The organism is Brevibacterium sp. 50QC2O2, assembly GCF_024580675.1.
Classification (GTDB): Bacteria; Actinomycetota; Actinomycetes; order Actinomycetales; family Brevibacteriaceae; genus Brevibacterium; species Brevibacterium moorei.
Genome location: NZ_JANIJZ010000034.1, coordinates 1 through 12,128 on the forward strand (window position 1 = coordinate 1; position 12,128 = coordinate 12,128).

At 66.4% G+C, this 12,128-nt stretch carries 6 protein-coding genes; 4 read left to right on the forward strand and 2 right to left on the reverse strand.

Annotation, left to right across the window (positions count from 1 at the left end):
* Positions 1-270: 270 nt before the first annotated feature.
* The 4 genes from NQ038_RS14900 to NQ038_RS14915 all read left to right on the forward strand — a co-directional run bounded on the left by NQ038_RS14900 (position 271) and on the right by NQ038_RS14915 (position 6,745).
* Entirely contained in the window at positions 271-1,647 is a 1,377-nt protein-coding gene (locus NQ038_RS14900; RefSeq protein ID WP_257062948.1) for a vWA domain-containing protein, read from the forward strand.
* Between the two features lie 211 nt (positions 1,648-1,858).
* Complete coding sequence (locus tag NQ038_RS15710) at positions 1,859-4,354, forward strand: prealbumin-like fold domain-containing protein (protein ID WP_257062950.1); 2,496 nt, start codon at positions 1,859-1,861, stop codon at positions 4,352-4,354.
* A 71-nt stretch (positions 4,355-4,425) separates the two neighbouring features.
* Positions 4,426-5,793, forward strand: a complete 1,368-nt coding sequence (locus NQ038_RS14910) for a SpaH/EbpB family LPXTG-anchored major pilin (RefSeq protein WP_257062952.1) — start codon at positions 4,426-4,428, stop codon at positions 5,791-5,793.
* A gap of 22 nt (positions 5,794-5,815) precedes the next feature.
* Positions 5,816-6,745, forward strand: a complete 930-nt coding sequence (locus NQ038_RS14915) for a class C sortase (protein WP_257062953.1) — start codon at positions 5,816-5,818, stop codon at positions 6,743-6,745.
* 81 nt (positions 6,746-6,826) lie between these two features.
* Here the strand turns inward: NQ038_RS14915 and NQ038_RS14920 are convergent, their stop codons facing one another.
* Entirely contained in the window at positions 6,827-9,562 is a 2,736-nt protein-coding gene (locus NQ038_RS14920; RefSeq protein WP_257062954.1) for a LuxR family transcriptional regulator, read from the reverse strand.
* Positions 9,563-9,899: 337 nt separating this feature from the next.
* The gene (locus NQ038_RS14925; protein WP_257062956.1) at positions 9,900-11,924 is read right to left on the reverse strand and encodes a M13 family metallopeptidase; all 2,025 of its coding nucleotides are present in this window, start codon (positions 11,922-11,924) and stop codon (positions 9,900-9,902) included.
* Positions 11,925-12,128 lie beyond the last annotated feature (204 nt).

Sequence of the window (12,128 nt, forward strand, 5' to 3'; positions counted from 1 at the left end):
GGGCGACAGGAATTCCCCGAACGATCTCGTTAAGCACCTCGGACCATTCCTGGTTCGAGTAGTTCACTGCGATGTATGGCATACGCCCCTCCTGGGAAGGGTGTTGCACTAGCACCTTGAGACCGCCTCCGGTTTTCAAGACCAAGGTGACTGCTATTCGGAGGGGGGAATCACGTGGTGTGCCGCCTGTTATATTCATAGGTTGAGATACCGCACGAGCGGCCATATCGGTCCGCAGTTCGAAGTGTGCGGTTCCAATCCGGAGGAACCATGTCTGGTGGGGGAACGCGGCGCCGATGGGGCGCCGCTCTGTGCGTGTTGGGTCTGCTACTGGGCGTCCTGGCGCTGTTCGCGCGCCCCGCGTTTGCCCAGACGAATCCGCCGCTGCCCGCGCGCTGCGGCTTGCGGGTCGCCATGGTCCTCGACATGTCGTCCTCGCTGAGTGCCGCGGACGTGGCCCAGGCGAAGCGGGCCGCCCACGGGGTGGTCTCCGGCCTGGCCGGTACACCCAGCAGTGTGGGCCTGTACACCTTCGCCAGCTATGCCCCGGACCGGACGAACCAGTCCCTGGCCGCAACCCCTGTCGCCGAGGAATCCGGGGCCGGGACCGTGGATGCGGCCATCGACGACCTCCAGCGGGTGCCCGCCTCCGTGGGCGGCACGAACTGGGACCGGGGCCTGGCCCAAGTGGGGACGGGCTACGATCTTGTCCTGTTCGTCACTGACGGCAGGCCCACCGCCTATGGCGTGCCGGGACAGCAGGGCAATCATGACCTGGGGACCCGCACCGATGCGATCGACCTGGAACGGGCCGGGGCCTCGGCCGCAGCGCTGCAGGCCGCCGGTACGCGGATCGTGGCACTGGGCGTGGGTGAGAGCGTCAATGCCTCGAACCTGCGGGTGATCTCCGGGCCGGATGCCGGCTCCGACTACCACCTGGTGGGTGACTACGAGGACCTGCCCGCGACCCTGCAGGAGGCCGCGTTGGGCAACTGCGCGCAGCCGGAACCGAGTCCCTCGGCGGGGCCTTCGACTACCGCCCCCGCACCCGAGGTCACGGCTCCGACCGTACCCGTGCCGCCGGTGCCGAGCCCGGAGCCGTCTACTACCCCGCCTATCCCGACCGCGAGCCCTATGCCCGGCACCTCGCCGACGGCTACCGTGACACCCTCGGTCCCCAGCGGCACGCCGGTCCCGAGCACGCCCCAGCCGCCGGACGCCACGACGGTGCCGGGGGAGGCCCCGACTGCGGGTGGCCCGTGCCCCGACGCACCGGATACGGGTACGGGGATGGGCCCGACCGGCGCTCCCGAGGTGATGGGTACGGGCAGCGTGTCCTGGTGCCTGTTGGACATGGGGGCGACCGACACGACCGACCCCGGTTGGCTGCTGGGCGGTTCGACCTGGCGCCTGACCGGGCCCGACGGCACTTTCGCGATCGTGGAGGACAACGGCGCCAATGATTACGACCCGGCGCCGGGCCGGATCCGGGTGGGCGTGCTGGCCGACGGCGAATACACGGTCATGCAGACGCGGGCTCCCGCCGGCTACCTGATCCGTGCGAACCCCGGAGTCCTGCGCGTGCAGGGGAACAGGGCAGTCGAGGGCTTCACCTTCGCGCCGCTATTCAATATCCCCTTGCGGTAATCGGGTGGGGTAGAGAGTTCGGCTATGGCGAAATCTCCCCCTTGGGTGATGCGGATTACTACGTACACTTTACGGATTTACGAGCGGCTGTTTGGCGCGACTACGTATCTTCCGCAGGATACCTATGGGTTCTTCTCGGTTCCCTCGTAGGTTTGGGCGCGTATCGAGCTCGAACCTGCTCCCCAGCAGGTCCATCTGAGGAGCAGAAGTAGTGAAGAAATCTGAACACGCCACCGGGCGCGCTCGCCCCGGTAGCCTGAAACGACTGAGCGCCGTTGTCGCCACCGTGGCGCTGACGGCCACCGGCGTGGGATTCGGCGCCGGGACCTCTTGGGCCGCACCGAACACCTCCGCGGAGGCCGCCGCCGATTCGACGGCGACGAGCACGGCGACCGCGGACTCCACTTCCAGTGCAACGGCATCGGCTGCGAATTCCACAGACGCGGTGAAGTCCGTCGACATCGGCCCGAGGGCCGCGGCACGCACCATTCGCTGTGATGCCGGTGTCATCTACGGGGTGTCTGCGAACGGGCAACTGCAGGAGGTGACGAATGGCAATGTCGCTGCGGTGGGTAGCGCGGCCAGCAATGTCAGCTCGTTCAACGGCCTGGGCATCGGCACCGACGGTCAGCCGATCTACGCCTATGAGCGCGGTAATCGATCGAATATGACGATATATCAGTACAACCCGATCGCCGGAGCCTGGAGCAAGAAAACCGACTATTCGCTGTCCGGTAATTACCAGGCCAGTAGTCTCGTCGCCGGCGCTGTGAACCTGGCCACGGGGGACTACTACTTCGGTGGATATTCTGGGTCGGGTAATAATCAGACTTTCAAGATCTGGAAGTACACGGGGTCCGGCTCGCCCACCTACGTGGGCGACATCAGCGCACCTGCGATCCCTCGCGAATCTCGTGCGAATGGCGACATCGCCTTCGATGCCGACGGCAACCTCTTCGTGGTCCTGGGCAGCGGTAGTAAGATCAAGGTCTTCTCGGTGACAGCTGCGAACTTGGCGCGGGGCAATGGCGGTCGCATCACGTCCTCGGTGTCCGGTACCTATGACACAACCTCCAATGTCAACGGCGTCGCCTTCGATTCCGATGGCAAGGCCTATCTGGGCTCGGGCAGTACCGTGCAGTCCTATGACATGCCGAACTGGTCGAACCAGGCCACTTTCGTCAACCGTGGCCTGTCCAGCACCGACCTGGCCTCGTGCTCCTCTCCGGCCACGATCACCGTCCGCAAGGACGTGGTGGGCCGCGCGCAGGCAGCCGATCAGTTCCACCTGACCGCCAAGCAGGGCAGCACGGTTTTGGGCGAGGCCACTACCGAGGGCAGCGACATCGGCATCCAGGACCAGATCGTCGGCCCACAGCTGGCCAAGCGCGAAACCGAACTGACCTTCTCGGAAGCCGGCGTGGGCAATACCGACTTGGGCGACTACGCCTCGGCCTATGAGTGCGAAGCCGACGGCCGGCATATGGACAATGCCAGCGGAACCGGGACCTCGGGCAAGGTGTCGATCCCGGCCGGCGCCAAGGCGGTCGTCTGCACGATCAAGAACGCCCCGCTGACCGCCGATGTGACGATCCACAAGGACGTCGCGGACGCCAAGGGCGAGAACGCCACCGCTGCCAAGGACTGGACGGTGGGCGCCAAGACCACCACCACCTCGGGCACGGTCAACTCGGTTCCCACCGCCGCAACCCAGAAGACCAACGCCTCCGGCGATGCGAAGTGGGCGCTGAAGTTCGGCACCAGTTTCTCTCAAGCCACGGTGGACGTCTCCGAGGTCCAGCAGTCCGGTTATGCCTTCCACGAGGGCTCGTGCACCGTGACCCACCTGGACGGCTCCACGACCAAGACCAAGCTCGATGACGAGAACGCGAAGTCGCTGAAGGGCATTGTGCCCGGCGACTCCGTGAAGTGCTCGTACACGAACAAGGTCGCGGGCTCCCACCTGAGCCTGGTCAAGCAGGTCGACAACAGGTACTCCGGCGATGGCAAGGCCTCCGACTGGACGCTCAAGGCGGTCGGCGCGGACAAGACCATCGAGGGTAGGACGGGCACCGCCGACGTCACGACGGTCAGCGTTCCGGCCGGCGACTACACCCTGTCCGAATCCGGCGCCAAGGCCGGCTACCGGGCAAGCGCCTGGAGCTGTGTGGATGCGGATAAGAACACCGTGGACGTCTCCGATGCGAAGGTCGACCTGAAGTCCGGCAAGGACGTCACCTGCACGATCACCAACTCGGACAAGCCCGGCCAGGCCACCTGGTCCAAGGTCGACGACGGAGGCCACGGCCTGGCCGGCTCCGTCTGGACCCTGACGGGCCCCGGCAACTCCACGACCTCCGTTGAGGACTGCGTTGCGGACAATGCGGACGCGTGCACGGGTGCTGACAAGGACCCTGCCGCAGGCACCTTCAAGCTCGACGGTCTGCACTGGGGCGACTACACCCTCCGGGAGTCCAAGGCTCCCGTGGGCTACACGCTCGACGATAAGGAACACCAGTTCACCGTCAAGGGCGATGATCTGGCCCTGAACATCGGGACGATCGTCAACACACAGGCCGAAGCGCCCGCGCTGCCGCTGACCGGCGGCCGTGGCACGGACGCCTTCGTCCTGGCCGGCGGGGCGACCCTGCTGGTCGCCGGAGCAGCCGCCTCGGTCTACGGCATCCGCCGACGCCGCAGCGCCTGAACCCTCCAGCAGCAAACCCACCCACGATTCTCCATACCCGGCCATCCGGCCACCCCTGAAAGGAAACACCCATGGGAAACTCGAAGTTCGGCTTGTGGCAGCGTCTGACTGTCATCGCGGCCGCTTCCGCTCTGAGCGTCGCCGGCCTCTCCGGTGCCGCCAACGCCGTTGAAGTCACCGGTGTCGGCAACATCGATTCCACGGCCAAGGGCTCCATCACCCTGCACAAGTCCGACTCGGAAAACCCCGGCGGAGCAGGCGATGGCTCGAAGATCACCGACACCGACGCTCTGGGCAACCCCATCGAGGGCATCGGCTTCACCCTCTACAAGGTGAACGGCGTCGACCTGACGACGGACGCCGGCTGGACCGAGGCCTCGCAGGCCAAGGCCGGCAATTACACCGGCGCAGCACTGACCACGGTGGGCGAGAAGACCACCAACGCAGCCGGAGAAATCGACTGGTCCAACCTGGACCTGGGCCTGTACAAGGTCGTCGAGTCCAACTCGGATGCCGTCACCGCCAAGGCCGCCGACTTCCTGGTGACCCTGCCGCTGCCCCAGGGCAAAGGCGGCTGGTTGTACGACGTCAACGTCTACCCCAAGAACACCGTCAAGGAGGGCACCCCGGTCAAGGAGGTCAACGATCCTTCCAACGTGGTCATCGGCTCCGACGTGACCTGGGACATCAAGGCACCGGTCAACGCCAAGGGCAAGAAGATCGCCAACTTCTCCATCGGCGATGATCTGGACTCCCGCCTGGGCTACAAGTCCGCGACCGTTGACGGCTTCACCGCGGGCACCGACTACACGGTGAAGGTCGACGGCCAGAAGGTCACCATCGAGTTCACCGCCACCGGTGTCGCCAAGCTCAAGCCGGCGCAGGTCGTGACCGCCCATATCACCACCACCGTCAAGGACCAGGGCGATGGCACGATCGAGAACAAGGCCATCGTCTACACGAACGATCCCAAGCACGAGACCGGCACCGAGACCAATGAGCCCACCACCAACTGGGGTTCGCTGGACCTGACGAAGTACGCCAAGGACGATGAGTCCAAGTTCCTGGCCGGTGCGGAATTCGACGTCAAGCACGGTGACAAGGTCGTCGGCCATCTGAAGACCGACGCCAACGGCAAGGCCGGCATCACCCTGTGGGTCGGCAACGACGATGACACGACCGAGGACTACACCCTGGTCGAGACCAAGGCCCCGGCCGGCTACGTGCTGGACTCCACGCCGATCAATGTGACCGTCAAGGCCAATGACACCGCCCATGCCGCCATCGCCAAGGTCGCCAACACGCAGTCCGGTCACCCGGAACTGCCCCTGACCGGTGCCAACGGCAAGCTGCTGGCGACCATCGCCGGTATCGCCCTGCTGCTGATCGCCGCGGGTGCGGGCATCGTCGCCGCCAACCGTCGCAAGACGAACGCCTGAGCAATCGGGTAGTAGCACGACTATGAGCGGTACGCTCACGCAGCGGCGCAGGCCGGCGAAAGCCGGACTGCGCCGCTGGCGTTTCCCGAAACTCCCGGCCTTCATCGCCGTCGTGGCCCTGGTGGGCCTGAGCGTGTGGATGTACCCGTCCGTCGCAGCGTGGTTCAACCAGCTGGACCAGGCGAAGATCGTCGAAGACGCCGGCACTGTCCACGACGGCGACGCCAAGTCCAATGCGGAACAGCTCAAGGCAGCCCGTGCCTACAATGAGCAGCTGGAATTCGGCGCCACCCTGGAGGCCGGCCACCGGATCCCCTCCGGGCGCACTCCGGCAGCGGGTGAGGATTCCAGGGCATCCGATGTGCCCACCTACGCCGAGGCCCTCAACGACGGTCGCAGCCCGGTGATGTCGCGCCTGCGGATCCCCAAGATCGATCTGGATCTGCCGATCTACCACGGGACCTCGGACGAAACCCTGCTCAAGGGCCTGGGGCATCTGCAGGGCACTAGCCTGCCCGTGGGCGGTGCAGACACCCATGCCGTCATCACCGGTCACCGTGGCCTGGCGGAGGCCACGATGTTCACCAATCTGGACAAGATCGGCAAGGGCGATCACCTCACCCTGACGACCTTCGGCGAGGTGCTGGCCTACCAGGTGATATCGACCAAGGTCGTCGACCCGGACCAGACCGAATCCCTGCGGCCCGAGGCGGGCAAGGATCTGGTCACGTTGGTCACCTGCACTCCGCTGGGCATCAACTCCCAGCGGATTCTGGTCACCGCCCAGCGGATCTTCCCGACCCCGCCGGCTGATCAGGAGGCCGGGACATCCGCCCCGAACGTGCCTGGCTTCCCCTGGTGGGTGCTGATCCTGGGCGGGGGTCTACTGGCCGCGATCGGCTACGTCTGGTGGGCGGGCAAACCGGCGGCTGCGCGAGGCAGCCGCCACTGAAGCCGGACTCTCCGATTCGCAGTCGTTTTGGTCTGAAATCCGCCGCGGATTTCAGACCAAAACGACTGCGAATCGGTAGGTTCAGTGCGTCTGCAGGCGACCGGCCGCCCGGAGCTCGAGGATGCGCTGTGGGATGTCGGTGCGCCGCGCGGCCCCCAGCTTGCCACGGGCCGAGAGCACGTGGGATTCCACGGTCCGCACCGAGAGGAACAATCTCTGGCTGATCTTGACATTGGTCAGGCCCTCGCCGACCAACCTGCAGATCTCCGCTTCCCGCCGTGTCAGGGACACCGGCGCGGCGGACTCGGACGATTCGATCCGCGGTGCCGGCCGTCCAGTCGCGATCGTCTTGAGCATGGCCCCGGCCTCAGCCGCACGTTTGGCGGACCGATTGGCGATGAACAGGGCCCGCGCGTGCTGCAGTGCGTGTTCGGCGGCTTCACGGTAGTTCGTGGCGGCCAGGCGTCGTCCGGCGTCGAACAGGGCGTCTGCGTCCCCGGCTGCCAGGGCCAACACATGATCGCGCAGGGCCAGAGGGCCGGGCAGCCCGATCCGCTGCAAGCTCTCGAGTTCCCTTGCCGCCTGCCCCGCCGCCACGGTTCCATCGAGCACCTGCGCGTGCAGGAACACGGCGTGCATCCAGTCGGGCCGGGGCTCGGACGGGTCGGCGCCGGGGCCCTGCAGCAGTGCCACCAGGAGTTCGAGGTGGGAGGACGGATGTCTGGCGGCGATGGTGCCGCGGGCGTGGAGAACGGACCCGATTCGCTGCCGGGACGAGACGCTGAGCAGTCGGCGGATCGTCGTGTGCATGCCCCAGCCCACCGCTAGCAGGGAGGGATTGAGTACATCGGCAAGGGCGTCCAGATCCCGTGCCGCGGTCTCCAACTCTCCTCGCAGCACCCGCCGCAGCCCCTGGCACCAAGCCGTGGCGCTGGATGCCACCGAGCTGACCTGTTCGGGGTTCGTCACCGCTTCGCTGAGGAGCCCGCGCAGAGTGGTCGTCGTCTGTTCGGGCTCGATGCCGGCCAGCATGAATTCCACCGAGGTGGCGACGACGAAGAACCAGATCATCGACAGTGACAACCCATCCGGGGTGTGATCGCGCACGGCCAGGAGTTCTGCGATGATCTCCGTGCCCCGCTCGGCGAAATCCCGCAGCTCCTCCGGTTGGCCGCGGCTGAGCCGGTCCTGGCACAGCAGAATCAGCGCGGACAGCCGAAGCACGCTGGGCAGATCACGGTTGTCGGCGACCAGCAGGGCGGCCTCCGGATCGAGGCGCGCGCTATTGGCGAACGAGTCGAGGAGCTTTCCGGCCCCTGGGTACTCCTGTTCCACCGGTCCTTGGAGGAAAGCGGTCCACCAGGCGGGAACACCGAGGTTCGGGCCCGTCCAGGCGATGATGGTGGCAATGGTGTAGAGCAGCTCGACATCGGGCGGGGTTCCGGAAGCGGCTTTCACTGTGGCCCGTTCCGCAGCCCGCTCGGCCATGGCCCGGGCGGGGCGGTACTCTCCGCGGATCAGCAGCGACGTCAGGTGCTGGAGCTCCACTGCGGGGAGCGCGGGCTGCTCGATGGACGCCGATTTCAGGAAGACCTCGGCCTCGACCGGATTGCCCAGCCGGTTGGCGATGCGCGCGGCCGCGATGAACAGGGGCGTGTGCTGCGCGCCGGCGGTGCCCGAATGCACGAGGCTCCTGGCCAGGCGCAGGGTCGCCGATTCCCCGATGGCGTATCCCGAATCCCACAGCCGCTGCAGACTGCCCTCGACGGAATCCCAGTCCTCGTCCGAGGGCGCCTCCGCCGTCTCCAAGAGGGCGTTGGCCGTCAGGGGAGAGACGACGACATAACTGTGCGCGCCCGGGATGCGGTGGGCCAGGCCCAGACTCGTCAGGGTCCCGACGGTGGGCGCTCCGAACAACTGTGTGGCGGTCTGGCGGGGCAGTGGGCTCAGCTCGGCGAGCATGACGGCGGCGCGCACCCTGGTCTGCGACAGACCGCGGGCCCGGTCGGCCAGGCGGCTCGGCGCCTGTGCGCCCAGATAGTGGGAGTCAACGCTGCCGCGGGGATAGTGCCGGGGTACGAGATACGGTTCGTAGAGTGCCCACGCCGCCAGATCGGCGGCGACCAGTGGACGTCCCTCCGAGAGGACGACGAGTGTCTGCAGTTGGAGGTCGTCGAGGGTCCCGGGTGGGCAGATGTCCATGATGATCTGGCGGACTTCGTGGTCGGTGAGTTCCGGTACGTCCAGGCGGATGAGTCGACCGGACAGCCAGGCATCGCGTAGCAGGGCGAGGGTGCCTGAGCGGTTCGCGGCGAGTCGCAGGGCGTCCATGTCGATGAAGCAGCACAACGCCACCCGGCCATCGGCCAGACTCGCATCGATGAGTGGCCCGGCCTCCTCCGGCAGCCGGTGCGCCGCCTCGACGATCCGGATGCAGTGCCCGCCGGCATCGGGGCGGAGGAATCCCTCAAGCTCCTCGGCGGTGGTTCCGGTGGTGGCCTGCAGCAGGAACCGGTCCGGTCCCACGGCCGGGGAGCCGTCGCCCTGAGCGGGATATGGGCCGGAGTCTCGCTGCGCGGTGGTGCGGTGCAGGACTCCGGCCAGTGCCCGGGCGGTGCGGGTGAGGCCGGAGCCGACCTCGCCGACGACCAGGCAGGAGTTGCCGGCGGCCAACTCGTCGGCCAGGTGGCGGATGAAGTCCTCGCGTGACCGGCCGGGCGAATGCGGGGTGCTGGCGCTGCCGCCTGTTTCGTGGCCCGACTCGGGAACTTCGAGGTTCCGCGCGAATCCGGAAGGACGCGGTGGTACATGGTCCAAAGGATGGTGCGACAAGATGGTGCCTTTCCAATCTCGGTTCTCCTGCTCTGTTTGGGAGCCGAATTGCCGTGAGCCGAAACCACATCCATCCTAGCTGTGAAAACCTTAATTTACGTGTGAGATCAGTAGCCTGGTGTTCCCAGACTACTGACCTATACGGCTTTGACTACTCTGATGCGGTGGGTCCCTCTCCAGATGGATTGTGTAATCCAGCAGGCAGTGCCTACGTGGATTCCGTTCATCGGGGTAGAGGACGCAAGGCGGGGAATCTCCCCCTGCACTGGAGGAGATTCCCCGCGTTGCTTCCACCGAGTCCGTGGACCGGCCCTGCCCTAGCTCACCAGATCGTCACGCGCTCCTCGGGCGCCAACCACATCGGATCGGCCTCGGTCACACCGAAAAAATCGGCGAAGGCGTCGATGTTCTTCACGATCTGATTGCAGCGGAACTCCTCGGGCGCATGCGGATCGATCGACAGCCGGCGCTCGCGTTCTGCCGGCCTGAACTTGGCCCGCCAGGCGTTCGCCCAGCTGCAGAAGAAGTCGTGTGCGTCCTGGGCCGTCACCTCGGTCCCGGATGCCGCGGCGGCCAGGTGCAGGGCCTTCCAGGCGATCGACAGCCCGCCCAGATCGCCAATGTTCTCGCCGATCGTCAGCCCGCCGTTGACGTGGAACTTCGGTTCATCGGCGAAGCCCTCGGGCACCAGCGCATCGTACTGGGCGATCAACCCGCTCGTGCGCTCCTCGAACCGGGCCCGGTCCTCGGCCGTCCACCAGTCGACCAGATTGCCGTGGCCGTCGTAGCGGGATCCCTGGTCGTCGAAGCCGTGGCCGATCTCGTGGCCGATTACCGCGCCGACCGCCCCGAAGTTCGCGGCGTCGGAGGCCTGTGGGTCGAAGAACGGCGCCTGCAGGATCGCCGCGGGGAACACGATCTCGTTGAGCACCGGGTGGTAGTAGGCGTTGACCGTCTGTGGGGTCATCAGCCATTCCTCGCGATCGATCTCCCCGCCGATCCGTCCGGTCAGCCTGTCGTACTCTGCGACCGAGGCCCGGCGCACATTGCCCACCAGGTCGTCGGCGACCACGGTGAAGTCGTAGCTGCGCCAGACGTCCGGGTAACCCACCTTGACGCCGAACAGTCCCAGTTTCTCCAGCGCGCGGACCTTGGTGTCAGGGCCCATCCAGTCCAGGTCCTTGATCGAGTGCTCATAGGCCTCGACCAGCTTGTCGACCAGCTCGGCGATCCGCGCCTTGGACTGGGGCGGGAAGTGCTGGGCCACGTACAGCTTGCCCACCGCCTGGCCCAGCAGCGATTCGACGATCGACACGCCTCGCTTCCAGCGCTCCCGCTGTTCGGGAGTGCCCGAAAGTGCGCGCCCGAAGAACTCGAAGTCGGCCCGGGAGATCTCATCGGTCAGCAGTGCGGCGTTCTCCTCCAACACGCTGAACAGCGCCCAGGTCCGGAGTACCTGCAGGTCGGTCTCCTGCCATACCGCACCCAGCCCGGTCAGGAAGTCCGGCTGGCCCACGATCATCCGCTCGACGGTCTCCAGACCTGCGCCGGTCAGCCATGCGGCGAAGTCGAAGCCCGCGGCCAGTTCGACGGCCTCTGCTGCGGTCTTCGGGTTGTAGCCGGCCTCCGCATCGCGCGTGCGCACGCGGTCCCAGTGGTGGGCGGCCACTGCGGTCTCGAATGCCAGCACCTGCTCGGCCAGCTCCGCATCGCTGTAGCCGGTGTGTACGCTCAGGCCCGCCAAAGCGCTCATCCGCGCGATGTGCTCCCGGTACTGCTCGCGGATCTCGGCGTAGTCCTCGCTGGAGTAGTAGACCTCGTCGGGCAGGTGGATCCCGCCCTGGTGGGTGTAGAGCGCGTAGTGGGCTGAGTCCTTGGCGTCGGCATCGACGTAGATCGCCACGGGGCCCGAGGTCCCCGTGCGCTCCAGCCTGCCCAGGACTTCCGCGAGGGCGGATTTGTCGGCTGCGGCCTTGATCGTGGCGAAGTCCTCGGCCAGCGGGCTCAGGCCGCGTTCGGCGATCGTGTCCGTGTCCATGAAGCTGGCGTAGAGGTCGGCGACCTGCTGCTCGGGGCTGCCCGGGGCGTGCGTGGGGGAATCTGCGGAGCCGACGGGCTGGGACAGGGCGGTGATGAGCTCGCGGACCGCGTCCTCGGCGCCGTCGAAGAGTTCGCGCATCGCGCCATCGCCGGAACGGTCCTGCGGGATCTCATGGTCGCGCAGCCAGGTGCCGTTGACGTGCTTGAACAGGTCGACGGTCGCGGGAGTGGCCGCATCGAGGTACGGAAGGTCGAGCGCGGGGGTGTGCGTGGATGTCTGCGCAGGTGTGTGCTCAGCTGAAGTCATACCTGCACGTTACCCGGAGTGGACACTCGATGGTCTCAGCCCGCACCGAGAGTCCGGTTCATGCCGTCTCTCCCGGTTGTCATGTCTCAGGACATCGGGGCCACGTGATGTCTCAACCAGGTGTGTCCATTGATGTCTCATGACTTCGTGTCCATCTCGGGTCGATGCGTGTATTTCGGATCGTTGAGGAATCCTCTGGGGCGT